Source organism: Paraburkholderia sp. BR10141 (genome assembly GCF_056155635.1).
In genome coordinates this window covers 1-24893 of the sequence record NZ_JBMIQH010000034.1, presented here as the reverse complement: position 1 = coordinate 24893, position 24893 = coordinate 1, and the positions used below count along the sequence as shown (strand labels likewise).

Genomic DNA, 24893 nt, shown 5'->3' with positions numbered 1-24893 from the left:
TGCGCGCGAGGCGTGCCGCTTGGGTCACCCAAGCCGCAGCGTGCGTGCGCACTTATAATGGCGGTCTGCCATTCAACGACGGCGCGCCTGTGCCGCGCGCCACGTCCCCGGGGTCCCGCCCTGGGGTCACGCTCCTTTTCAGCCCATGCCCGAACTGCTCGCGAACCTGAACCCCGAACAACTCGCCGCCGTCACGTTGCCCAACGAACCGGCGCTCATTCTGGCCGGGGCCGGCAGCGGCAAGACGCGCGTGCTGATCACGCGCATTGCGTGGCTGATCCAACAGGGCATGGCCTCGCCCTCGACCATCCTGGCCGTGACCTTCACGAACAAGGCCGCGCGCGAAATGGTCGGGCGCCTCCAGGCGCTTTTGCCCATCGACACGCGCGGCATGTGGATCGGCACGTTCCACGGCCTGTGCAACCGCATGCTGCGCGCGCATTTCCGCGACGCCGGTCTGCCGCAGACCTTCCAGATCCTCGATACCGCCGACCAGCTTTCGGCCATCAAGCGTCTGATGAAGGGCCTGAACGTCGACGACGAGAAGTACCCGCCCAAGAACCTGCAGTATTTCATCAACAACGCGAAGGAGCAGGGCCTGCGTCCGAAAGACGTGGACGTGAGCGACGATTTCAACCGCAAGTTCGTCGAACTCTACGAGGCCTACGACCAGCAGTGCCAGCGCGAAGGCGTGGTCGATTTCGCGGAGCTGCTGCTGCGCTGCTACGAACTGCTCGCGTACAACCCGCCGCTGCGCGCGCACTATCAGAGTCGCTTTCGCGACATCCTGGTGGACGAGTTCCAGGACACCAACAAGCTCCAGTACGCGTGGCTCAAGCTGCTCGCGGGGCCGGGCAATGCGATCTTCGCGGTGGGCGACGACGACCAGTCGATCTACGCGTTCCGCGGCGCGAACATCGGCAACATGCGCGACTTCGAGAACGAGTTCCGCGTGAAGCACATGATCAAGCTGGAGCAGAACTACCGTTCGCACGGCCATATTCTCGATGCGGCCAACTATCTGATCGCGCATAACTCGCGGCGTCTGGGCAAGAACCTGCGCACCGATGCGGGCCACGGCGAGCCGGTGCGCGTGTACGAGGCGGCCACCGACTCGCAGGAAGCCGGCTGGATCGTCGAGGAGATTCGCGCGCTGATCAACCAGGGGCTCGCGCGCAACGAGATCGCCATCCTTTATCGCAGCAACGCGCAGTCGCGCACGATCGAGCACACGCTCGTGAACGCGGGCGTGCCTTACAAGGTGTATGGCGGCTTGCGCTTCTTCGAGCGTCAGGAAGTGAAGCATGCGCTCGCGTATCTGCGTCTGATCGACAATCCGAACGACGACACGGCGTTCGCGCGCGTGGTGAATTTCCCCACGCGCGGCATTGGCGCGCGCTCGATCGAGCAGCTGGCGGATGCCGCGCGCCTCTACAACTGCTCGATGGCCGCGGCCATTCCGTACGTCACGGGCAAGGCGGGCTCGAGCCTGGGTTCGTTCGCCAATCTGGTCGCGAAGATGCGCGCCGAAACCGCGCAGATGAGCCTGCCGGAAACGGTCGAGTACACGGTGCGCATGAGCGGTCTCGCCGAGTTTTATCAGAACGAGCGTGAAGGTCAGGATCGCCTCGAGAACTTGCAGGAACTCGTGACCGCGGCCACGGCGTTCGTGAGCGAAGAGGGCTATGGCCTCGACACGCCCGCGCGCTCGATCCCGCTGCGCCCGGGTGCGAGCGCGGTGCCCGAGATCGTCTCGCAGGACGGCGAGATCGAAGTGCTCGATGCGCCCACGATCACCGACCCCGCGCAGAACCCCGACGTCATGACGCCGCTCGCGGGCTTCCTCTCGCACGCGTCGCTCGAAGCCGGCGACAACCAGGCGCAGGCAGGCCAGGACGCCGTGCAGTTGATGACGGTGCACGCGGCGAAGGGCCTCGAATTCACGGCGGTCTTCATCACCGGTCTCGAAGAGGGCTTGTTCCCGCACGAGAACAGCGCGATGGAAGCTGACGGCCTCGAAGAAGAACGCCGCCTGATGTACGTGGCGATCACGCGTGCGAAGGAGCGGCTCTATATCTCGTTCGCGCAGAGCCGCTTGTTGCACGGCCAGACGCGCTACAACGTGCGTTCGCGCTTTTTCGACGAACTGCCGCAGGAATCGCTCAAGTGGCTCACGCCCAAGGTCGAGGCGGGTTCGCGCTGGGGCGGGCGTTCCGACAACGCCGGCTGGGGCCGCGACTGGTTCGCGCGTCCGGGCGGCGGCAGTGGCGGCAGCAGCGAAGGCGGCCGTCGCGAGCGCGACGCCTATATCGCCGACAAGAGCCCGGCGCCCGCGTTCGCCAACGAGCAGCGCGCCGCCGAGACGGGCTTCCGTGTGGGCCAGGGCGTGTTCCACACGAAGTTCGGCGAAGGCACGATCACGGCGCTCGAAGGCAGCGGCACCGACGCCAAGGCGCAGGTGCGCTTCAAGCGTCACGGCGAGAAATGGCTCGCGCTGGCGGTGGCCAAGCTGCAGCCGGTGGAGTGAGCGCGCGCAAGCCTCAAACGACTCAGACGGAAATCATTCGAAGATGAACCTCTCGACTCACGCGGGCGGCAGTGCCGCCCGTCCGCTCGGCGTGCTCGCCGCGCTGCCCCAGGAACTCGGCGATCTGATCGCGGCCATGCAGGCCGAATCGGGGGTCGTCACGCGCACGTTCGGCCGGCGTGACTATCACCTGGGCACCGTGCACGGCGCGCCGTGCGTGGTGACGCTCGCGCGCGTCGGCAAGGTGGCGGCGGCCGCCACGGCCAGCGCGCTGATCCATGCGTTCGATGTGGAAGCGATCGTCTTTACGGGCGTGGCCGGCGGCGTGGGTGCGGGCGTCCACGTGGGCGACGTGGTGGTGGGCGAAACGCTGCTCCAGCACGACATGAACGCCGAGCCGCTGTTCCCGCGTCACGAAATCCCGCTGCTCGCGCGCTCGCGTTTCGATGCCGACCACGCGTTGGCTCAGGCGCTCGCCGCCGCATGCGAGCGTTTCATCGCGGAGGAGGGGCCGGAGTTGACGGCGCGCTTCAAGGCCGCGCTGCCGCGCCTGGAAACCGCGTTGCCGCAGGTGCATCGCGGGCTCGTGATCAGCGGTGACCAGTTCGTGGCGAGCGCCGCGGCCGTGGGCGCGCTGCGCGCGCTGTTGCCCGATGCGCTCGCCGTCGAGATGGAAGGCGCCGCGATCGCCCAGGTCTGCCACGAGTACGACGTGCCGTGCGCGATCGTGCGCACGATCTCCGATACCGCCGACGAGCACGCGAGCACCTCGTTCTCGAGCTTCCTCGCCGATATCGCGGGCACTTACTCGACGGGCATCCTCAAGCGCTTCCTGGCCGCTTACCGCCCGCTCGCACGCTGAGCGTACGCACGCGCAGGCCTCAGCTTTCGCCTGCGCTCACCGCCTCGCGAATCGACTGCAGCGCCGAGGCATCCTCGATGGTCGGCAGATCGCCCGGGTCGCGCCCTTCGGCGAGCGCCGCGATCGCGCGGCGCAATAGCTTGCCGGAGCGCGTCTTGGGCAGCATCGGCACGAAGTGCACGCCCGCGGGCCGGCCGATCGCGCCGAGCTGGCGGTCCACCGTCGCGGCGAGCGAAGCCGCGAGCTTCTGTGCATCGGCGGGATTCGCTGCCGCATTCGCGTCGCGCAGCACGACGAACGCCAGCGCCGCCTGACCCTTCACCGCGTCGTTCACCCCCACCACGGCCACTTCCGCGACGGCCGCGTGCGACGAGATCGCCTCTTCGATCTCGCGCGTGCCGAGACGATGGCCCGCCACATTGATCACGTCGTCGGTGCGGCCGAGGATCGTCACGTAACCGTCGCTGTCCTGCACGCCCCAGTCGAAGGTCGAATACACCTGCTGGCCCGGCACGCTTTCCCAGTACGTGTTCACGAAGCGCGCGTCGTCGCCCCACACGGTCTGCATACAGCCTGGCGGCAACGGGTAGCCGAGCGTGATCACGCCTTTCTCGCCTTGTGCGCAGGGCTCGCCCGTATGTTCGTTGCGCAGCACGAGGTCGTAGCCGTAGCAGGGCACGCCCGGCGAGCCGAGCTTTTGCGGCAGCGGATCGACGCCGCGCTGGATCGCCAGCATCGGCCAGCCGGTCTCGGTCTGCCAGTAGTTGTCGACGACGGGTTTGGCGAGTGCATCCGAGATCCATTCGGCCGTGGGCTCGTCGAGCGGTTCGCCCGCGAGAAAGAGCGTGCGCAGGCTCGACAGATCGGCGCAGTGCAGCAGCGCCGGGTCCTGCTTCTTGAGCACGCGAATGGCCGTCGGCGCCGTGAACATCAGGTTGATGCGGTGCTGCTCGACGAGGCGCCACCAGATGCCGCCATCGGGGCGCACCGGCGTGCCTTCGTACATCACCGTGGTCATGCCCGCGAGCAGCGGCGCGTAGATGATGTAGCTATGGCCCACCACCCAGCCGATGTCCGACGCCGTGAACATGGTGTCGCCGGCGTGTCCTTCGAAGATGTATTCCATCGATGCGGCGAGCGCCACCGCGTAGCCGCCCACGTCGCGCTGCACGCCCTTGGGCTTGCCCGTCGTGCCCGAGGTGTAGAGGATGTACGAAGGCTCGTTCGATTCGAGCCATTCGCAGGGAATCTGCACATCGTAGTGTTGCTCGCGCAGCGGCTCGTAGTCGACGAGATACGGCGCGTTCAGCCGCTCGGGCGCGAGCTGGCGGTCGATCAGCAGCACCTTGGGCGGCGCGTACTCGGCGCGCGCCATGGCTTCGTCCACGAGCGGCGTGTAGTCGATCACCTTGCCGCCGCGTGCCCCGGCGTCGGCGCTCACGAGCAGCACGGGCTTCGCGTCGTCGATGCGCGCGGCGAGGCTTGGCGCGGCGAATCCGCCGAACACCACCGAGTGGATCGCGCCGAGGCGCGCGCAGGCGAGCATGGCAAAGACGGCCTCGGGAATCATCGGCAGATAGATCAGCACGCGCTCGCCGCGCGCGACGCCGAGCGAGCGCATCACGGCGGCCATGCGGTTCACTTCGGCGTGCAGGTCGGGGTAGGTGTAGCGCCGCTCGATGCCGGTTTCGGTCGAGACGTAGACGAGCGCGTTCTGGTGAGCGCGCGACGAGAGGTGACGGTCCACGGCGTTGAAGCACAGGTTCGTGCGGCCGCCGCAGAACCAGCGCGCAAACGGCGGATTCGAGCGGTCTAGCACCTGGTCGAACGGCGTCTCCCAATGGATGCGCTCGGCCTCGCGGCGCCAGAAGTCGTCGGGGTTCGCGACCGACTCGCGGTGAAAATCGCGGTAACGCATGACTACCTTCCTCCCGTGCTGATGGTGCAGCCGTTGGCCGATCTGGCGCAGTTTTTCAGGATAGTGCAGTGCAATGCGCGCGGGCAACGCGGGTTCTCCCGCGGATTCTCTCGCGGATTTCCGCGTACGGGCGCATGCGGCGCGCCCGCCGGCGCGTGCAACCGCTGTGCGGCGCTCAGCCGCGGATGTCGGGATGCTCGAGACGCGGCAGCGGTGCGACGCGCCAGCGGCGCAGCCAGAGCCGGGCGGCATCGACAGTCGCATCGAGTTGCGCGCGCACCGTGCTCGACAAGCCCGCGCCGTAACAGTCGCTGCCTTGCGGCTGCACGCCGATCAGCACGATCTCGCGCGGCGAGCGGCCGCTCAGCTGCGCGCAGGCCAGCGCGTCGGCAAAACCCATGCCGGGCCGGCTCGGGCGGCGCATGTAGAGATGTTCGGCGGCCGCATCGCCGGTGAGGATGCGCAGCGTGCCCGGTTCGAGCCCGAAATCGATTGCTGTGAGCACGATCAAACGCTGCGTGGATTCGACGACGGGCAGCAGCGCGCGGCCGCGCGTACCGCCTTCCACGAGTTCGACCTGCGCGGGGCATTGCCAGGCCGCCTTCAGCCGCTCGAGCGCGAGCACGCCCAAACCGGCGTCGCCCCACTGAACGTTGCCGAGGGCGAGCACGACCACCCGTTGCGGCGCGAGGGCCTGACGCTTCGTGAGCCCGGCCAGTGCGCGGCGCGCGAACGCGCGCACCGCGCCGTCGTCGCGCGCCGTCCGCGGCATGGCGCCGATTTCGCAAGGTCGATGTAGGCGAAGGATCACGTTGAGGGGTGATTGGAAGGCTGGGGAATAGGAATAATCCGAGTATTCCGACCAACTTCCGTTGACATGGATCAAGCGAGAGAGGCTTTAACGTGATAAAGACATTATTTTGCAATACTCATCGATTCGCTGTCGGCGCACTGTGCGGGAAGCGCTAACACTCCGTGTGCGCACAGCAACAAAAAAGGGAACGCCAAACTGGCGTTCCCTTTTTGCTTGCGCTGTTGCGTAGCCCGGCTGGCAGTACGCGCCGTCACGGCGCCATCACGTGCCTGGTTTGACGACCACCGTGCAGGTCGTGCCCGCGGCGAGGACCATGTCGTCCGGCACCTTGTCGATGTGGATGCGCACCGGCACGCGCTGCGCGAGGCGCACCCAGTTGAAGGTCGGGTTCACGTCGGCGAGCAGTTCGCGGCTTTGCGGATTGTCGCGGTCGTAAATGCCGCGCGAGATGCTCTCGACGTGGCCCTGGAGCGTGCCGCCGCTCATCAGCTTGATGTCGGCCTTGTTGCCCACCTTCACGTGCGGCAGCTTGGTTTCCTCGAAGTAGCCGTAGACCCAGAACGAATGGCTGTCCACCACGGCAAGCTTGGCCTGGCCCGAGATCGCGTAGTCGCCCTGGAACACTTGCAGGTTCGTGATGTAGCCGTCCACCGGCGAGACCACGCGCGTGCGTTCGAGATTGAGCTTGGCTGCGTCGAGCGCAGCGATTGCCTGCTGGTACTGCGCCTGTGCCGAATTTGCCGTATGCGAGGCGTTTTCGCGGTTTTCGGCCGAGACCACTTCGCTGTCCATGTCGGCGCGGCGGCGCGCGTCGTCCTGGCGCATCGTCAGCTCGGCCTTGCGCGCGGCCACGGCGGCCTCGGCCTGCTCCACGGCGATCTGATAGTGCGACGGGTCGATCTGCATGAGCAGGTCGCCCTTGTGCACGAACTGGTTGTCCTTCACGGGCAGCTCGACCACGGCGCCCGAGACGTCGGGAGCGATGTTCACCACTTCGGCGCGCACGCGGCCGTCGCGGGTCCACGGCTCGTCCATGTAGTGAACCCACAGGACGCGCCCGACCAGAATGGCGACGACGAAGATGATGGCCGTCGCGATAAAGCCAATGAGGTTGCGGATTGTCATGATTCGGTTGATTCGTTCAGCGATGCATGCAGTGACGCATTCAGTGATAGACCGCGAGACCGAGCAGGCAGCACACGACCACGAGCAGGCTCACGCGAAAGAGGGACGGGTGCCACACGACGCGGTAGAGGCCGGTTCGGGCCAGTACGGAATCGAGCACCCAGGTGATCGCCGCGCCCAGAATGAAGAGCAGCACGATCGCCGGGATATAGGCGTCGAGAAACGCGACGTCACGAGGCATGGTTGGCTCCTTGGCTCGCGCCGGGGTTCGCGCTTTCGTTGCCCGCATACACCGCGAGCGGCGATTGCGGGTCGATGAGCGCGGTGCGGATGAAATGCAGATGGCTCTGGATGCGCTGCAGCTGGTGGCGCTCTTCGCGCGGCGCGTCGCCACGCTCGGCTGCGCTCGTCGCTTCGGGTTGCCACATGCCTTGCAGCACGGCCTGGCTTGCGTCGATCGCGCGAGCCGTCGCGGCGAGCGCGTCGCGGTAACGCGCCTCGCCCGGGCGGTCGAAGAGCGCGCTCACGGCTTTGAGCGTCGCGTCGATCGCCACGCGCCACGCCGTTCCGCGTGCGTACTGCGGATGCGCGGGCAGCGTCGCCAGTTCGTGGCGCAGATCGAGCGCGGCGTTGCCCACTTCGAGCGTCGAGAAGAGCCAGCGCATCGTGTCGCGGCGTTGCGCGTCGTCGTTGCCGGCGATCGCGGAGAGCTGGAACATCAGGTCGCGCGCGCCGCTCTCGAAGCGGTTGCGCAGTCCCTTCAGGCGCGCGCGGCAAGCGTGCACGGCGCCGCCGCGCAAGTCGGCCAGCAGTCGCCGGCGCAGCCACGGCGTGGAAGGCGGCAGGAGCACGGCGAACGCCAGCGCCGAGACTGCCATCGACGCAATGAGCGCGAGCGCGTCGTTCATGTAGCTGCTCGGGTTGTACTGCACGACGTTGTCCGGCCCCGCGAGAAAGCACAGGAAGATGCAATAGCCCACGCCGTAGCCCGCGTATCTCGGGCGCGTCGTGAGGAACACGCCGAACGCGAGCGCGGGGGCGAGCGCGACGCACAGCATGACGAAGCCGTCGATGTGCGGAAACACGCCGAACGTGAGAATCATGCCGACGACCGATGCGAGCACAGTGCCGAGCGCCATCTGCGTCGCCATGCGCGAGGGCTGCGGCGCGGACGAGGCGAGCGCGCAGGTCGCGGCGGCATTGAGCACGAGGTTGGTGCCGCTCGGCCACGCGGTGGCGATCCAGAACGCGCCGAGCAGCGTCATCACGACGGCGGCGCGCAGGCCTGCCACGCCCGCTGCGATCAGGTTGGTCTTCGGCACGTAGCGCGAAATCCATTTCTCGCGCGAGTGCGTATCCACGGCGAGCGAGGCGTAGGTGGCCGTGTACTCGGTCATCTCGTGCACGAAGCGGTAGAGCAGCTCCGTGGCGGTGTCGAAGTCGAGCAGGCGCGCATCGCCTTGTGCTTCGAGTTCGGTGCGCGTGGCGCGCACGCGCCGCGGCAGCGCCGAGCGGTAGTCGTCTAGTTGCTGCGAGACGTGCGTTGCGTCGGCGGCCGTGAGCACAGGCTCGCCTGCTTTGGCGAACAGCGGCGCGATCTCGCGGAAGTACGGTTCGAGCGCATCGACGGTTGCAGAGGAGCCGTCCGCGCGCAGACGGTTCATCAACTGATGCAGTGCGTGAAAGCGCGTGGAGACCGTCATGAACTCGGTGTTCAGGCGCGCGAGGCGCCCCGAGCGCATGCGCGCGTCGGGCGACTCGAACACGGCCATGCTGCGGTTCGCTTCGAGACCCACGACGTCGGCGACGAACCGCGCATTGCTCGCTTCGATATGCGAACGATCGACACGCCCGGCAAGCGCCGCCGAAACGTAATCGACGAACGACGAGAAACGGCGCCGCACGTTCGAGCGCAGCAGCTCGCCCGTAAACTGCGGAAACACCACGGCGCTGACGAAGCCCGAGCAAAGGATGCCGATCGAGATTTCGCCGACGCGCGTCATCGCCGACATGAACGCGCCGTCGGGATGCTGCGAGGCCGGAATGCCGATCAGCGCCGCCGTGTAGCCCGCGAGCACGAAGCCGTACGAGCGGAAGTTGCGGTTGCGCGCGGCGCCCGCGGTGCACAGGCCGACCCACAGCGCCGTCGAGACGATGAAAAGCTCCGGCTGCTGCGCGAAGAGGCCGATCAGCGCGAGCATCACGACGAGGCCCACGAGCGTGCCGCAAAGCCGATAGAAGCTCTTGGCGAACACGGGGCCGCTTTGCGGCTGCATCACGATGAACACGGTGGTCATGGCCGTGCGCGGCTGCGGCAGATCGAGTTTCATGGCGATGCCGAGCGCGAGCAGCGCGGCGGCGATCGCCTTGAAGAGATAGATCCACACGAGGCCGTCGGTACGCGCCCAGTCGGCGAGCGCGGCGTAGAGGCTTTGGCCGCCCGGCTGCGAAGGGGAGGAGGTGGACGCTTGCATCGTCGTCTGCCTCAGTGCGCCGTGCCGGCTGCGCCGGCATTGCCCGATGCGCTCGCATCGGCGGCGTCGGGGCCGGACGAAGCATGCGAGCCATGCGGCGCGAGCAGCGCCGCAGGCATGAGCGGCACGTCGCGCGTCTTCTTGCCGTGCGCGGGCAGTTGCTCGGCTTCGGTTGGGCCCTTTGCGGCGGCATCGCTCGATGCGTCGATCATGCCGCCGCCCAGCGCCGCCACGAGCGTGGCATGGGCGGCCAGCCGCTCGGCCTGGATGTGCGCGACGCCTTCCTGGGCGCGCAGCAACTGCGTTTGCGCAATCAGCACGTTCACATAGTCGGTCAGGCCGCGGCGGAAGCCTTCCTGTGCGAGATCGTAATTGCGCTGCGCGGCCGCGACCGAGCGGTGTGCGTCGTCTTCCTGCGTCGCGAGCGAGCGCATGCGCACCACCTGATCGGCGATTTCCTTGAGCGCGGTGACGATCGTCTGGTTGTACTGATCGACGGCGATGTCGTACGCGGCGGACTGCGCGCCGAGCTGCGCGCGCAGGCGTCCGCCGTCGAAGATCGGCAGCGAGAACGCGGGGCCGCCCGCATAGCTGCCGCTCATCGACTTGAGGAACTGGAACAGCGGGCCGGCCGCCGCGTAGCCGCCCATCGAAACGAGCAGGTTCACGTTCGGATAGAAGTCGGCCTTCGCGACGTCGATGCCGCGCGCCTGCGCGGCGACGAGCCAGCGCGCCGCGACCACGTCGGGGCGATAGCCGATCAACTGGGCGGGCAACGCCGAGGGCAGACCTGCAGGCGCCGCGAGCGAGAGCGCAGGCCGCTCGATCGCTTCACCGGCGCCCGGGCCCTTGCCCGCGAGCGCCGCGAGCTGGTTCTTGCCGAGCGCAATGGATTCTTCGAGCGCGTCGATCTGGCGTTCGTATTCGGGCAGCGGCGTTTGCGCCTGGCTCACTTCGAGCTGCGTGCCGATGCCGCCGGCCAGGCGCTTTTGCGCGAGCGCAAGAATGCGTTGCTGCTGGCCGAGCGTTTGCTTCGCGATGTCGAGCAGCGCGTAGTTCATCGACATCTCGATGTAGGTGCGCGTGACATTGACTTCGAGTTCGAGCTGCGCCGCGCGCGCGTCGGCGGCGGTGGCGTGGGCTACGTCGAGCGCGCGCTCGGCATTGTTCTTGTCCTGGCCCCAGAGGTCGAGGTGATATGACAGGCCGAGCGTGGCTGTGTTGTTCCACGTGTTCGCACCCGCGAGCGGGCCCGGCCCGTAGTAGACGTTGTCGGACCATTGCTGGCGCTGGATGGACATGCTGCCGTTGATTTGCGGCAGGAGCCCGGCCTGGGCCACGCCGACCATCGAGCGCGCTTCGCGCACACGCGCCTGGGCGGCGGCAAGCGAGGGGTTGCCGGCCACGGAGGCTTCGATCCAGGCATTCAGCTGAGGGTCGTTATAGCCGCGCCACCAGTCGCTGGCGGGCCAGCCGGCGTCGGTGTTGGCCGCGCGGATCGCCGATCCGGCGTCGAGTTGCGCGGCTTGCGCCTGTTGCGCTTGCGGTGCGATGCCCCCGGTACTGGCGCAGCCCGCGATTATCAACGAGAACGTAAGAACCGTGAGTGCGGCTAGTCCTTTCGGTACCGGAGACTGCACGATTTACTCCTTATCTTGGCTATGAATCACTGCGTGTCATTATATTTTTTGAGCGATTGATGAATAACCGGTAAGGATGCAAGGCATTTTTACGAAACGTGAGACAATCGATCTTACGAATTATGAAACAATTCGTGTGTCAGAAAGAGGATTGGTATGGATACGCTTCAAAACATGCGTGTATTCGTCCGGGTGGTGGAGGCGGGCAGCTTCACGGGCGCGGCGCAATACCTGAACACGACCACGGCTTACGCTTCGCGCGCGGTTTCCGATCTGGAGGCGCACCTGCGCACGCGCCTGCTGAACCGCACGACGCGCCGCATTGCGCTCACCGAGGCGGGTGAGCGCTACCTGCAGCGCTGCGAGCAGATCCTCGCCTACGTGGATCAGGCCGAAGCGGAAGCCGGCGACGCGCATGCGCGCCCCTCCGGAAAGCTCAAGGTCCACGCGATGACGAGCTTCGGCCAGCACTATGTGGTGCCGGCGGTGGGGCAGTATCAGCAGCGCTATCCGGACGTGCACGTGGAACTCACGCTCGCCCAGCGCATGCCGGACCTGCTCGACGAGGGCTACGACGTGGCCCTCGTCGTCGCGACCGATCTGCCGGATTCCGGTTTCGTGTCGCAGCGGCTGACGAGCGCGTTCAGCATCGTGGTTGCCTCGCCGGCGTATCTGGAAAAGCGCGGCGTGCCGCAAAAGCCCGCGGATCTCGCGAACCACACCTGCCTGCAGATGGTGACGCCCGTGTTCCCGACCTCGCAGTGGCAGTTCACGGGCCCCGAAGGCGAGGCCACGATCGACCTCGGCCCGGCGACCTTCCAGGTGAACGTGGCGGAGGCGATGGCGGTGGCCGTGCGCGAGGGCATGGGCGTGGGCCTGCTGCCGATCTATTCGGCGATCAGCGGTCTGCGCAGCGGCGAGCTGCAATGGATCCTGCCGGAGTACAAGTCGCAGGAGATGAACGTCTTTGCGGTTTATCCGTCGCGCCAGTATCTCGACGCGAAGATCCGCACGTGGGTCGAACTGCTGCGCGAGAGCATGCCTTCGACACTCGCTCGGGATCACAACGAGCTGCGCCAGTTCGCGCGCACCTGAGCGCAATCAAATGGCGCGCGGGCCGTGACAGCCTGTTACAGCTTGCGCAGATGGCAACACTTCCTTACGCCCGGCGGCGCGGTGGCTTGGTAAGGTAGCGGGACTGTTTCACGCAACCTTTTTCTGCCAACACCGGAAACTCGAATGGATACGCATCTGATGATCGGCATCGCCGTGATGATGGGCCTGATCGGCATCGCGGCATCGCGCGATCTGCTGCGCATGCGCCGCGCGCAGCTCCAGCCCGCGACGCTGCGCGTGCGCCGCGACGACGCACGCATGCACTAAAGTTGCGGGTTTGCCTCGCTAGATCTCCACCACCTTGTCCCAAGCAAAGGCCGGATTCTCCGGCTGCCCCGTGCGGCGGTCGCGGTAGCCGCGCGGATTGCACACCACGCGGGTGCCGTTGACCGTGTAGTCGAAGCACGTATGCGTGTGGCCATGTATCCATAGCGCGACCGGCGCGCGCACGAGCGCGCCGAGATCGCTCACGAATCCCGCCGACACCAGATCCTCCGCGTAGCGCGGCGCCAGACTCCCTTTATGCGGCGCGTGATGCGTGACGACGATCGTCTCGCCCGCGAAGGGCTTCGCCAGTTCCGCTTCGAGCCATGCGCGCGAACGCGCGTGGAGCGCGAGCGAGTCGGCCGGCGTGAAGTCGCGGGCACCTGCTTGCGGGCTGTCCGGCCAGGACACCTGGATCAATCCGCGAAAATCCAGCATCACGCGCATCGCTGCCGCTATGGCGGCTTCACGCGCGGCGTGGTCGGCGCCGAAGAGTGCGAAGTCGGCCCACAGCGTCGTGCCTAACACCCGAAAGCGGCCCGCCGGATCGACGTAGACGCCATCGTTGAGGAAATGCACGTTGTCGAGCGTGGAGGCGGCGTCGCGCATCGCCGTTTCCAGCGCGCCGAGATCGCCGTCGTAGTACTCGTGATTTCCGGGCACGTACACCACCGGCACCTGCGGATCGAACGTTTCCGCCGCCCAGCGCAAGCCCAACCCGTGATTGTGGATGTCACCCGCGAGCACGACGAGATCGGCCTGCGCATGCGGGATCGTGTCGGGCTCGTCGTTTTCCAGATGCAGGTCGGACAGCACGCGGATCTTCAACACGATGTCGGCTCCTTGCGTCCCGCGCGTTCAGCGCAGCACTTTCCCCGGATTCATCAGATTCAGCGGATCGAGCGCGGTCTTGATCGCGCGCATCAGCGCGAGTTCGACCTCGCTCTTGTAGTGCATGTTCTCGTCGATCTTCAGCCGCCCGAGGCCGTGTTCCGCACTGATCGTGCCGCGATGGCGATCCACGCTGTCGTAGACGATGCGGTTCAGCGTCTTCTCGTTTTCGGCGAGGAAGCGCTTCGGGTCGCCGCCTTCGGGCGCCTGCACGTTGTAGTGCAGATTGCCGTCGCCGAGATGGCCGAAGGTGACCATGCGCGCGCCGGGCACCGCGCGGGCGATTTCGGCGTCGGTTTCCTCGATGAAATGGCCGATGCGCGAGATCGGCACCCCGATATCGTGCTTGATGTTCAACCCTTCCTGCGCCTGCGCGAGCGGAATGTGCTCGCGGATATTCCAGAACGCCTGCGACTGCGCGAGGCTTTCCGCGACCACGGCGTCTTCCACGAGACCTTGTTCGAGCGCTTCTTCCATGAGCCGCTCGAAGAGGGCGCGCGCGTGCTCTTCGCTTTCGTTGTCCGACAGTTCGAGCAGCACGACCTGCGCGTGATGCTCCGCGAACGGATAGCGCAGTTGCGGGAAATGACGGCCGACGAGCGCCATGCAGAAGTCCGACATCAGCTCGAAGCCCGTGAGCAGCGGCCCGGCGTAGCGCTGCGCGAGCGCGAGGAAGTCGAGCGCCGCATGTGCCGAGCCGAGCGCGGCGAGCGCGGTGACGCGCGCGGCCGGCAGCGGATGCAGCTTCATGACGGCGGCGGTGATGATGCCGAGCGTGCCTTCCGCGCCAATGAAGAGATCGCGCAGATCGTAGCCGGTGTTGTCCTTGCGCAGCCCGCGCAGACCGTCCCAGATCTCGCCTTGCGGCGTGACGACTTCGAGGCCGAGACACAACTCGCGCGTATTGCCATAGCGCAGCACGCCGGTGCCGCCCGCGTTGGTCGAGAGATTGCCGCCGATCGTGCAGCTGCCTTCGGCCGCGAGCGAGAGCGGGAAGAGGCGGCCCGCATCTTTTGCGCGCGCCTGGACTTCGGCGAGGATCACGCCGGCTTCGACGGTGATGGTGTTGTTGTGCGGATCGATTTCGCGCACGCGGTTCAGGCGGCGCAGGCTCAGCACGGCCTGGGTGCCGCTCACGTCCGGCGTGGCGCCGCCCGCGAGGCCCGTGTTGCCGCCTTGCGGCACGAGCGCCACGCGATGCTCGCGCGCGAGCTTCACGATCGCGGCGACTTCCTGCGTATTGGCCGGGCAGAGCACCGCGACGGCCGCGCCCTGGTAGCGGCGGCGCCAGTCGGCGAGGTAGGGCGCGGTATCGTGCGCGTCGGTCAGCACGTATTGCGCACCGATGGCGGCGGCGCAGGCGTCGAGAAAGGCTTGGCAGGCGGTCGGGGCGGAGTTGGTCATGGTGTCTCGGATATACGCGCCTGGGCTGGCTCGCGGCGCGATTGTCATGAAGTCGCGAGGCTCAAACGTTTAGTTTGACACGGCGGTAACCTTCACGCAGCGCTCGTGGACGAGGCGGTCGCGGCGTGGAAGGCCGTCGCTTAGGCCGACTCGCTTTTAGCGGACTTTGCGGCGGACTTCGCGGCACGCTTTGCCGCGCGCTTGTACGGCGCGACATAGGCAAGCGCACACGCGAAAAAACCAAGAGCCAGCGCGACTTCCACCCAGCCGAGCCGGTTGCCGGGCGCGGGATCGGTCATGCCGCGCACGATGCCTTCCGCGAAGTACAGCAGCACGAGCATCGCCGCCCATTGCAGCGTGTAGAGCCTGCGTCGCAGCACGCCAGGCAGCGCGATGGCGAGCGGCACGGCCTTGAGCACGAGCGCGCTGCCGCCGGGGCGCAGCGGCGCGAGCCGCCACTCCCACGCAATGCACAGCAGCGTGAGCGCGGCGAGCATCGCAAAAGCGCCGAGCGCGGCGCCGCGACGCTGGACGATGGGCTCGGCGATGCCGTCCACGCCGGTATTCACAGCCGCTGGCCTTGCTCGGTGACGGCGAGTGCGAGCGCCGCGCGCGCAAGCCGCACGCCCAGCGCGCTCGCGAGCGTCTTTTCATCGGCGCTCAAACCGTGGCCGCGCGCGTCCTGGCGCGCGTGATGCGAGGCGCCGTAGGGCGAGCCGCCGCCCTGCGTGGTCGTGAGCGCGCTTTCCGTGTAGGGGATGCCCACGAGCAGCATGCCGTGATGGAGCAGCGGCAGCATCATCGAGAGCAGCGTGCTCTCCTGGCCGCCGTGCAGGCTGCCCGTCGATGTGAACACGCAAGCGGGCTTGCCCGCGAGCGCACCCGAAAGCCACTGCGGTGTGGTGCCGTCGAGAAAGTATTTGAGCGGCGCGGCCATGTTGCCGAAGCGCGTGGGCGAGCCGAGCGCGAGGCCCGCGCATTCTTCGAGGTCGCGCAGTTCGACGTAGGGCGGCCCGTCGGCGGGGATGTCGGGCGCGGTGGCCTCGCAGACCGTCGAGACGGGCGGCACCGTGCGCACGCGCGCTTCGGCGCCGGGAACACTGTCGATACCCTGGGCGATGGCGCGCGCGAGTTCGCGCGTTGCGCCATGCCGGCTGTAATAGAGCACAAGAATCGGTTTCATCGGGCCTCGTCGGTGGACGGGATATTATAGGGGTTGGGTCTGCCGCCGCAGCGGCGCACCGGCGAGCGACGCGCATCTTACGCGCAAATCATCGGCAAATAGGTACACTGCGTGCGCGCCGGATCAGCGGCAAAAAACGGCGTCAAGCAAGCGCGGCAATCAACGTGTTCACGGTGGCGAGGAAAGCAGGCCAATGGATGTGCTGTCGAGGGTGAGGATCGATCTGGACATCGTGAAGCGCCTCGCGCGTTTCGCGGCGCGGCGCAGTCGCGAAGATCGCATTGCGCAGGTCGCGGGCAGCCTCACCTTCACCACGCTGCTTTCGCTCGTGCCGCTCGCCACGGTCGCGTTTGCGCTTTTCACCGCGTTCCCGATCTTCGCTTCGTTCCAGAACTCGCTGCAGGCCTTTCTCGCCGATCACCTCATGCCGGCGCAGATCAACAGCCAGATCTTCAAGTACCTGAACCAGTTCGCCTCGAAGGCCAAGGGCCTCACGACGATGGGCATGATCGTGCTCTTCGTCACCTCGGTCATGACGATGATGACCGTGGAGTCGGCCTTCAATCTGATCTGGCGTGTGCGCAAGGCGCGCCCGTTCGCGCAGCGCGTGCTCGTCTACTGGGCCATTCTCACGCTCGGGCCGATCCTGATCGGCGTGAGCCTCTCGATCTCCTCGTACGTGTTCACGCGTTCGGCCGTGATCGCGACCGAGCAGCACGTTTCGGGCATCCTCGACTGGATGCTGATCGGCGCCTCGCTGCCGCTGACGTCGCTCGCGTTCACGATGCTCTATGTGTATCTGCCGAACTGCCGCGTGCAGTGGCGCGACGCATTGGTTGGCGGCATCGCAGCGGCGATCGCATTCGAGGCGGCCAAGCGTGGCTTTGGTTACTACGTGCGGCGTATTCCGACTTATACGGCTGTTTATGGCGCCTTCGCGGCCGCGCCGATGTTCCTGCTATGGATGTACCTGAGCTGGTTCATCACGCTCGTGGGCGCGATGATCACCTCCGCTTTGCCCGAAATCCGCACCGGGCGCTTCGACCGGCCGCGCTTTCCGGGCAGCGATCTGCTCGACGCGCTCGAACTGCTCGCGGGTCTCGCCGATGCGCGGGAAGCGGGCGAGCCGGGCCGCACGATCGAACAGCTCGCAGTGTTGTTGCGCCGCGACCTGGCCACGGTTACGCGCCTGATCGACGGCCTCGAGGAGGATGAACTCGTGGGGCGTCTCGAGCAGGAGGAACGCGCGAAAACGCTGTTCCTGCTGATCGGCAATCCCGCGCGCATTTCGGTGACGCGCATCTTCGACCGCTTTGCGATCGATCGCGAGGAACTGGCGTATCAGCTCAAGTCGAGCAGTATCGACGCGCACCTGCTGCTGGGTGCGCTCGACAACGACAAGCTCGCGATTTCACTCGCGTCGCTGCTCGCGACGCGGCGTTTTCCGGCGCTCACGGAGGAGCATCCGCCAGTGCTCCCGCATCCGGCGGCATGACGAGGCGGCGCGCCCATGACAGGCGCGCCGTCGCATCAAATTCGAATCAAAGGGAAATCTTGCCGCGGCAGATATCCGCGAACATGACCCAGTCGCCCATCAAGCTGTAGATGGGGTGACGGAAGGTGGCCGGGCGGTTCTTCTCGAACTTGAAATGGCCGACCCACGCGAAGCCGTAGCCGCACACGACGGCAAGCGGCAGCCAGAGCCAGTTGCCGGTGGCGATCGCCATGCAGACGAAGCCGATCACGCCAAGCGACCCGATGAAATGCAGCCGCCGCGACATGAGATTGCTGTGCTCGCTCAGGTAAAACGGATAGAACTGCGCGAAGCTCGAAAAGTGCTCGGTATGCGTGGTGGGTTGCATCGTCTCCTCCTTTCTGCGCGGGTACGCAGGGGATGGTTGATTGAGCCATTCTGCGGCGTTCCAAACGACCGTGCAACCCGGGCAAGTCACCGCCGTCAGCCGTTGCCCACGCGCGGTGTTTGCTGCGTTGCAAAAGCGTAGAGCGCATCGAGCGTCGCATCGGGCTGCTCCGTCATCAGCGCGTGGCCGGCGTCCAGCGTGACCGTGTCCACGGGCGTGCCCGCTTGGGCGAGGGCGTCGGCGAGGGCGCGCGCAGCGCGCGGGGGCGTCATCGCGTCGCGTTTGCCGACGATCAGGCGCACCGGGCAGCGGACTTTCGCGGCGCTGGCGAGGCCGTCCGCATAGGCATTGCACGCCGCGAAATCGGTATGGAAAAGCTGCGGCTCGCCGCGCGCGGAGACGCGCTCCATGAGCCGCTGGTTCATGCCGCGCAGCCAGAAGCCGGGCCCCGGGCTCGACGGCTTGGCGGCGAGCGTCGAGTGCGACCACGCGTTGACGAGCGCGATCGCCTCCGGCTCGCGCTCGCGCGCGGCTTCGAGCAGGGTAGGCGCGACCGTCATCGGGAATGCGGTGGCGAGCAGGGCGATGCGCTGCGCGCGTTCGGGATGGCGTGCCGCGAATTCGAGCGCGACGAGCGAGCCCATGCTGTGGCCGGCGACGAAGGCCTGCGGGGCGTTCAGCGCGTCGAGCAGTGCGGCGAGCCAGTCGGCGAGCGCGCCGATGCTCGTGAGCGCCGGACCCGCGCTGCGCAGATGGCCGGGCAGATCGACGGCCAGCGCATTGAAACCGTGGTTGGCGAAATAGCGCGATTGCAGCGCCCAGACGCTGTGGTCGTGCTGCGCGCCGTGGACGAACACCACGAACGGCAGCGCGTGGTCGATCGCGTGCGAGGCCGTGTAGATGTAGACCGGTTTGCCGGCGACATCGACGATCATGATGCCTCCTTGCCGGCGGACTTGCCTTTCGATGCGTCCACTTTTTGCGACGCCTTCAGTGCGCGCTTGAGGTCATCGACCAGGTCGGCAGGGTCTTCGAGCCCGATCGAGAGCCGGATCGTGCCCTCCGCGATGCCGGCGGCGGCCAGTGCCGCGGCGTCCATGCGGAAATGCGTGGTCGAGGCGGGGTGGATCACGAGTGAGCGCGCGTCGCCGACGTTGGCCAGATGCGAGAACAGCGTGAGCGCTTCGATGAAGCGCTTGCCCGCCGCGCGGCCGCCGCGCAGATTGAAGCTGAACACCGCGCCCGCGCCACGCGGCAGCAGGCGCTTCGCCAGCGCGTAATCGGGATGGCTCGGCAGTTCCGGCCACGCGACCGATTCGACCGCCTCGTGCGCGGCGAGATATTCGACGATGCGCCGCGCGTTCGCCACATGCCGCTCCATGCGCAGCGGCAGCGTTTCGATGCCTTGCAGCAATTGCCACGCGGCCTGCGGATGCAGGCACGCGCCGAAGTCGCGCAGGCCCTCGCGCCGCGCGCGCAGCAAGAAGGGCGCGACCGTGCTTTCCTCGCTGAACACCATGTCGTGAAAGCCCGCATAGGGTTCGGTGAGTTCGGGAAAGCGGCCCGACGCTTCGAAGTCGAACGTGCCGCCATCGACCAGCACGCCGCCGATCGTCGTGCCATGGCCGCCGAGGAACTTGGTGGCCGAGTGATAGACGAGGTCGGCGCCGTGCTCGAAGGGGCGCAGCAGGTAAGGCGTGGTGAACGTCGAATCGACGAGGAGCGGCACGCCATGGGCGTGCGCGATCTGCGCGACGGCTTCGATGTCGAGCACGTCGAGGCCCGGGTTGCCGAGCGTTTCGCCGAACAGCAGGCGCGTATTGGGCCGCAGCGCCGCGCGCCAGGCGTCGAGGTCGCCGGGCTTCACGAAGGTCGTCTCGATGCCGAAGCGCTTGAGCGTGTAGTGCAGCAGGTTGTGCGAGCCGCCGTAAAGCGCCGCCGAGGCGACGATGTGCGAGCCCGCGCCCATCAACGTCGCGATCGCGAGATGCAGCGCCGCCTGGCCGCTCGCGGTGCCGATCGCGCCCGCGCCGCCTTCGAGCGCCGCCACGCGCTCTTCGAACACGGCGACGGTCGGGTTCGAGATGCGCGAGTACACGTGGCCCGCGCGCTCCATGTTGAAGAGCGCGGCGGCGTGGTCGGTGTCGCGAAACGAGAACGAGGTGGTGAGGTAGATCGGCGTCGCGCGGGCGCCGGTGGCGGGGTCGGGCGCCGCGCCCGCATGCAGCGCGAGCGTGTCGAAGCGGCTATCGGGATTGGATGCGGGATTCGATGACATCGTGGCGGCGCGCCGGCGCGAACCGGCCTGGTATCGAGGTGAAGGGCATCGTAACACCGGCGGCGGGGCGCGGGGACGCCCGGCCGGGCGTTTTTTCGGGCCTGATGGGGCGCGCCCCGCGTGGCCGTTTTCGCGCCGGAAAACCCCTCGCCACGGCTTTCGACAGACGTTTCGGTACGCCGCGGAGCGCCCGCCGCGCGGCTTTCCTTTTAACAATCTTTCCGCTAGGATCGAATCAGGTAGGCATCTTTTCAGCATTTCCCCCATTACTAGCGGCATTCCTGGAGACACATCATGCGTGTCAGCGACATCCTCAAGGTGAAGGGTAATACGCTCTTCACCGTCACGCCCGATACTGCGCTGAACGAGGCAGTCAACACCATGGCCGAGCACGATATCGGCTCGCTCGTCGTCATGGAGTATGGCGATCTGGTCGGCATGCTCACGTTCCGCGAGATCATCCTTACGCTGCGTGCAAACGGCGGCAGCGTCGGCACCACGACGATCCGCAAGGTCATGGACGATCATCCCATCACCTGCACGCCGGAGACCGAGGTCGACGAAGTGCGCCGCATGATGCTCGAGCACCACGTACGCTACCTGCCGGTCATGGAAAGCCGCTCGCTCATGGGCGTGATCTCGTTCTACGACGTGGCGAAGGCCGTGGTCGAAGCGCAGGGCTTCGAAAACAAGCTGCTCAAGGCGTATATTCGCGACTGGCCCGAAGAGGAGCGTCAGCCGGCGCGCTGAGCGCAGCCCGACTTCGCCCGATTGATCAGTATGGAAAAGCGCGCGTCAGGCGCGCTTTTTCGCGTCTGGGCCCCATGAATTCTGTCAGTGCGATTCCTGTTCGATGAACGATAGACCGATGCCCGCGGCGCAGCGCGACAAGCGTAAAGCGCACCATGAGGGTGACCACGTTTCGCAGTTCGCGCTGCTGCGCCAGCGTCGTTTCGCCCCGTTTTTCTGGACGCAGTTCCTCGGGGCGATGAACGACAACGTCTTCAAGATCGGCTTCACCTCGCTCGTCACCTATCAGGCCGCGCGCTTTTCCGGCGTCGATCCGAAGACGGTCGCGTTCCTCATCTCGGCCATTTTCATCCTGCCGTTCGTGCTGTTTTCCGCGACCTCGGGCCAAGTCGCCGACAAGTACGACAAGGCGATGCTCACGCGCTGGGTCAAGACCTTCGAGATCGCGGTCATGCTGATCGGCGCGGCCGGCTTCTGGATGCACAGCGCGCCGCTGCTGTTCGCGTGCACTTTCCTGATGGGCGTGCATTCCACCGTGTTCGGGCCGGTCAAGTACGCGTACCTCCCGCAGCGCCTTGCGCCTGATGAACTGGTTGGCGGCAACGGGCTCGTCGAGATGGGCACGTTCGTCGCGATTTTGCTCGGCACGATCGTCGGGGGCGTGGCGGCGGGTATCGGCGCGATGGATCCCGCGTCGGCGCATGCGGACCTGGGGCCGCCCCTTGGTGCATGGTGGCTCGGCGGCATGTGCATTGTCATCGCGCTCGCGGGGCGCGTGGCGTCGGCCTTCGTGCCGCCGTGCGAGCCGTCGCAGCCGGACCTGCGCATCAACTGGAATCCGGTCTCCGAAACCTGGCGCAACCTGCGCCTTGCGCACGGCAACCGCACCGTGTTCCTGAGCCTGCTCGGCATCTCGTGGCTCTGGTTCGTGGGCGCAACGTTTCTCGCCTCGTTCTTCAATTTCGCGAAGGACGTGATGTCGGCCGACCCCGACGTCGTGACCGTGCTGCTCGCCATGTTTTCACTCGGCATCGGCTCGGGTTCGCTGCTCTGCGAGCGGCTCTCGCGGCGGCGCATCGAGGTGGGCCTCGTGCCGCTCGGCTCGATCGGCATGAGCGTGTTCGGCATCGATCTCTTCTTTGCGAGCCACGCGTTGCCTGCCGCGTCCCATCTGCTTTCGGTGGGCGAATTCCTGCGCATCGCCGCGCATTGGCGCGTGCTCGCCGACCTGTTCCTGCTCGCCATGTTCGGCGGCTTCTACAGCGTGCCGCTCTACGCGTTGATCCAGAGCCGCAGCGCGCCCAGCCACCGCGCGCGCATCATCGCCGCGAACAACATCCTCAATTCGCTCTTCATGATCGTCTCGGCGCTCATGGCGATGGCGCTCACATCCGCGGGCGTCGGCATTCCCGGCATCTTTCTGACCACGGCGCTGCTCAATATCGTCGTGGCGGCCTATATCTACACGCTCGTGCCCGAGTTCCTGCTGCGCTTCGTGGCGTGGGTGCTCGTACATACGGTCTACCGCGTGCGGCTCGTGCATACCGAACGCATACCGGCCGAGGGCGCGGCAGTGCTCGTCTGCAATCACGTGAGCTATGTCGATGCGATCGTCATCATGGCCGAGAGCCCGCGCCCGATCCGCTTCGTGATGGATCAGCAGATATTCCGCTCGCCGTTCGTCGGCTGGGTGTTCCGCCACGCCAAGGCCATTCCGATTGCGCCCGCGCACGAGGACCCGAATGCGCTCGCCGCTGCCTACGACGCGTGCGCGGCCGCGCTGGCCGAGGGCGACCTCGTCTGCATTTTTCCCGAGGGCAAGCTCACCCGCACCGGGGAGATGAACCCGTTTCGCCACGGCGTGAGCGAAATCTTGCGGCGCTCGCCCGTGCCGGTCGTGCCGATGGCGCTGCGCGGGCTGTGGGGCAGTGCGTTTTCGCGCTTCGCGGGGTCCGGCCAGGAGCGGCCGCTGCGACGCGGTCTGACGAGCCGTTTGACGCTCGCGGTGGGCGAGCCGATCGCGGCGGCGGACGCTACGCTTGAGCGCTTGCAGGAGACGGTGACGGAACTGCGCGGCGCGCGGCGCTGACGCCGGACCACGCGCCGTCCAAACCGGCGTCACGCCGCCGCTTCTCACCCGGCGCTCGCCCGACAGCCCGACCGCCCGGTCGGGCGTCGCCGCGCGCGGGCTGGCATAATATTGGATTCCCCGATTCACTTTGGACGACCGCCATGTCCGGCAACACGCTCGGTACGCTTTTCACCGTCACCACCTTCGGCGAATCCCACGGCCCGGCCATTGGCTGCGTCATCGACGGCTGCCCGCCCGGCATGGCGCTCACCGAAGCCGACATCCAGATCGACCTGGACCGCCGCCGCCCCGGCACGTCGCGTCACGTGACGCAGCGCCAGGAAGAGGACAAGGTCGAGATTCTCTCGGGCGTGTTCGAAGGGCTCACCACGGGCACGCCCATCGCGCTCCTGATCCGTAATACCGACCAGCGCAGCAAGGACTACGGCAACATCGTCGAGACCTTCCGTCCCGGTCATGCCGACTACACCTACTGGCAGAAGTACGGCATTCGCGATTACCGCGGCGGCGGCCGCTCGTCGGCGCGCCTCACGGCGCCCACGGTCGCGGCGGGGGCGGTGGCGAAGAAGTGGCTGCGCGAGCGTTTCGGGGTGGAAGTGCGCGGCTACATGCGCGCGCTCGGCGAGATCGACGTGCCGTTCGTGAGTTGGGAGCACGTGCACGAGAACCCGTTTTTCGTGCCGAACGCCGACGTCGTGCCGCAGCTCGAGGACTACATGGATGCGTTGCGCAAGGACGGCGACTCGATCGGCGCGCGCGTGAACGTGGTGGCGAGCGGGGTGCCGGTAGGCTGGGGCGAGCCGCTTTTCGACCGGCTCGATGCCGACATTGCGCACGCCATGATGGGCATCAACGCGGTGAAGGGCGTGGAGATCGGCGCGGGCTTCGCGAGCGTCGCACAGCGCGGCTCGGTGCACGGTGACGAACTCACGCCCAACGGGTTCCACGGTAATCACGCCGGCGGCGTGCTCGGCGGTATTTCGACGGGGCAGGACATTACCGTCTCGATCGCCATCAAGCCGACCTCGAGCATCCGCACGCCGCGGCGCTCGATCGACAAGGCGGGCGATCCCGCAACGGTCGAGACCTTCGGGCGCCACGACCCGTGTGTGGGCATTCGCGCGACGCCGATCGCCGAGGCCATGCTCGCGCTCGTGCTGATCGATCACGCAATGCGCCACCGCGCGCAGAATGCCGACGTCGTCGTGACGACGCCGAAGATCGCGGCCAGCGACGAGTGATGCCGATCGCTGCGGCGTGAGCCGCACGCGTTGCGCAGGCAACAAAAAAGCCGCTTCAGGCTCACACCTGAAGCGGCTTTTTTTCGCCTGTCGGACTTACATGTTCGGATAGTTCGGCCCGCCGCCGCCTTCGGGCGTGACCCACACGATGTTCTGCGTCGGGTCCTTGATGTCGCAGGTCTTGCAATGCACGCAGTTCTGCGCGTTGATCTGCAGACGGTCGCTGCCGTCGTCGTTCTTCATGAACTCGTACACCGCGGCCGGGCAGAAGCGCGCTTCGGGGCCCGCGTAGGTGCGCAGGTTCACGTTCACGGGCACGCTCGCGTCCTTGAGCGTGAGGTGCGCGGGCTGGTTCTCTTCGTGGTTCGTGTTCGAGATGAACACCGAGGAGAGCCGGTCGAACGTGAGCTTGCCGTCGGGCTTCGGATACTCGATCGGCTTGCACTGCGAAG

22 protein-coding genes are annotated in these 24893 nt (G+C 66.8%); 8 read left to right on the top strand and 14 right to left on the bottom strand.

From position 1 onward, the window contains the following. The first annotated feature begins 145 nt into the window (after positions 1-145). Together ACOJB8_RS32930 and ACOJB8_RS32925 are read left to right on the top strand one after the other, a co-directional pair. Positions 146-2527, top strand: a complete 2382-nt coding sequence (locus ACOJB8_RS32930; RefSeq protein WP_475016288.1) for a UvrD-helicase domain-containing protein — start codon at positions 146-148, stop codon at positions 2525-2527. A gap of 43 nt (positions 2528-2570) precedes the next feature. Continuing rightward, complete coding sequence (locus tag ACOJB8_RS32925) at positions 2571-3389, top strand: 5'-methylthioadenosine/adenosylhomocysteine nucleosidase (RefSeq protein WP_342945958.1); 819 nt, start codon at positions 2571-2573, stop codon at positions 3387-3389. Between the two features lie 19 nt (positions 3390-3408). Here ACOJB8_RS32925 and ACOJB8_RS32920 read toward each other — a convergent pair whose 3' ends face one another. From ACOJB8_RS32920 to ACOJB8_RS32895, 6 genes are all read right to left on the bottom strand, one after another. Further along, positions 3409-5307 carry a propionate--CoA ligase gene (locus ACOJB8_RS32920; RefSeq protein ID WP_475016285.1) on the bottom strand — a complete coding sequence of 633 codons (1899 nt, stop codon included), beginning with the start codon at positions 5305-5307 and terminating at the stop codon, positions 3409-3411. A gap of 175 nt (positions 5308-5482) precedes the next feature. Continuing rightward, positions 5483-6079, bottom strand: coding sequence for a hydrogenase maturation protease (locus tag ACOJB8_RS32915; RefSeq protein ID WP_475016283.1), 597 nt, complete (start codon positions 6077-6079; stop codon positions 5483-5485). Positions 6080-6382: 303 nt separating this feature from the next. Next, positions 6383-7246, bottom strand: a complete 864-nt coding sequence (locus ACOJB8_RS32910) for an efflux RND transporter periplasmic adaptor subunit (protein ID WP_069268663.1) — start codon at positions 7244-7246, stop codon at positions 6383-6385. A gap of 40 nt (positions 7247-7286) precedes the next feature. After that, a complete protein-coding gene (locus ACOJB8_RS32905; protein ID WP_042271036.1) occupies positions 7287-7487 on the bottom strand; it encodes a DUF1656 domain-containing protein in 201 nt (66 codons plus the stop codon). After that, positions 7477-9720: an FUSC family protein gene (locus tag ACOJB8_RS32900; protein WP_475016281.1), complete on the bottom strand. Its 2244-nt coding sequence runs from the start codon at positions 9718-9720 to the stop codon at positions 7477-7479. The genes ACOJB8_RS32905 and ACOJB8_RS32900 overlap by 11 nt, the downstream gene beginning before the upstream one ends. 11 nt (positions 9721-9731) lie before the next feature. Further along, positions 9732-11360: an efflux transporter outer membrane subunit gene (locus tag ACOJB8_RS32895; protein ID WP_406952063.1), complete on the bottom strand. Its 1629-nt coding sequence runs from the start codon at positions 11358-11360 to the stop codon at positions 9732-9734. Positions 11361-11516: 156 nt separating this feature from the next. Between ACOJB8_RS32895 and ACOJB8_RS32890 the strand changes: the two genes are divergently transcribed. Together ACOJB8_RS32890 and ACOJB8_RS32885 are read left to right on the top strand one after the other, a co-directional pair. Further along, positions 11517-12455, top strand: a complete 939-nt coding sequence (locus ACOJB8_RS32890) for a LysR family transcriptional regulator (RefSeq protein ID WP_069268660.1) — start codon at positions 11517-11519, stop codon at positions 12453-12455. Positions 12456-12599: 144 nt separating this feature from the next. Then, complete coding sequence (locus tag ACOJB8_RS32885) at positions 12600-12743, top strand: hypothetical protein (RefSeq protein ID WP_169739136.1); 144 nt, start codon at positions 12600-12602, stop codon at positions 12741-12743. Between the two features lie 18 nt (positions 12744-12761). Here ACOJB8_RS32885 and ACOJB8_RS32880 read toward each other — a convergent pair whose 3' ends face one another. The 4 genes from ACOJB8_RS32880 to wrbA all read right to left on the bottom strand — a co-directional run bounded on the left by ACOJB8_RS32880 (position 12762) and on the right by wrbA (position 16218). Beyond that, entirely contained in the window at positions 12762-13568 is an 807-nt protein-coding gene (locus ACOJB8_RS32880) for a metallophosphoesterase (protein WP_475016323.1), read from the bottom strand. Positions 13569-13598: 30 nt separating this feature from the next. Then, positions 13599-15035 (bottom strand): FAD-binding oxidoreductase, encoded by a 1437-nt coding sequence (locus ACOJB8_RS32875; protein ID WP_475016278.1) that lies wholly within the window; start codon positions 15033-15035, stop codon positions 13599-13601. A gap of 140 nt (positions 15036-15175) precedes the next feature. Then, positions 15176-15532 carry a DUF2069 domain-containing protein gene (locus ACOJB8_RS32870; protein WP_069268699.1) on the bottom strand — a complete coding sequence of 119 codons (357 nt, stop codon included), beginning with the start codon at positions 15530-15532 and terminating at the stop codon, positions 15176-15178. Positions 15533-15600: 68 nt separating this feature from the next. After that, positions 15601-16218 carry an NAD(P)H:quinone oxidoreductase gene (wrbA, locus tag ACOJB8_RS32865; RefSeq protein ID WP_069268657.1) on the bottom strand — a complete coding sequence of 206 codons (618 nt, stop codon included), beginning with the start codon at positions 16216-16218 and terminating at the stop codon, positions 15601-15603. Positions 16219-16411: 193 nt separating this feature from the next. Between wrbA and ACOJB8_RS32860 the strand changes: the two genes are divergently transcribed. Next, positions 16412-17713, top strand: coding sequence for a YihY family inner membrane protein (locus tag ACOJB8_RS32860; RefSeq protein WP_475016276.1), 1302 nt, complete (start codon positions 16412-16414; stop codon positions 17711-17713). A 46-nt stretch (positions 17714-17759) separates the two neighbouring features. Here the strand turns inward: ACOJB8_RS32860 and ACOJB8_RS32855 are convergent, their stop codons facing one another. The 3 genes from ACOJB8_RS32855 to ACOJB8_RS32845 all read right to left on the bottom strand — a co-directional run bounded on the left by ACOJB8_RS32855 (position 17760) and on the right by ACOJB8_RS32845 (position 20358). After that, a complete protein-coding gene (locus ACOJB8_RS32855) occupies positions 17760-18080 on the bottom strand; it encodes an Mpo1-like protein (RefSeq protein ID WP_069268656.1) in 321 nt (106 codons plus the stop codon). A 95-nt stretch (positions 18081-18175) separates the two neighbouring features. Further along, entirely contained in the window at positions 18176-19015 is an 840-nt protein-coding gene (locus ACOJB8_RS32850) for an alpha/beta hydrolase (RefSeq protein WP_368729543.1), read from the bottom strand. Beyond that, positions 19012-20358: an O-acetylhomoserine aminocarboxypropyltransferase gene (locus ACOJB8_RS32845; RefSeq protein ID WP_342945950.1), complete on the bottom strand. Its 1347-nt coding sequence runs from the start codon at positions 20356-20358 to the stop codon at positions 19012-19014. Before ACOJB8_RS32845 ends, ACOJB8_RS32850 begins: the two co-directional genes overlap by 4 nt. A gap of 294 nt (positions 20359-20652) precedes the next feature. Here ACOJB8_RS32845 and ACOJB8_RS32840 point away from each other — a divergent pair, with 294 nt between their 5' ends. From ACOJB8_RS32840 to aroC, 3 genes are all read left to right on the top strand, one after another. Further along, a complete protein-coding gene (locus ACOJB8_RS32840; RefSeq protein ID WP_324156738.1) occupies positions 20653-21108 on the top strand; it encodes a CBS domain-containing protein in 456 nt (151 codons plus the stop codon). Between the two features lie 103 nt (positions 21109-21211). Beyond that, a complete protein-coding gene (locus ACOJB8_RS32835) occupies positions 21212-23197 on the top strand; it encodes an MFS transporter (protein WP_342945949.1) in 1986 nt (661 codons plus the stop codon). A gap of 143 nt (positions 23198-23340) precedes the next feature. After that, complete coding sequence (gene aroC / locus ACOJB8_RS32830; protein ID WP_069268651.1) at positions 23341-24441, top strand: chorismate synthase; 1101 nt, start codon at positions 23341-23343, stop codon at positions 24439-24441. Between the two features lie 96 nt (positions 24442-24537). Here the strand turns inward: aroC and ACOJB8_RS32825 are convergent. After that, on the bottom strand, positions 24538-24893 hold a 356-nt coding region (locus ACOJB8_RS32825; RefSeq protein ID WP_475016273.1), incomplete at its 5' end, for a 4Fe-4S dicluster domain-containing protein.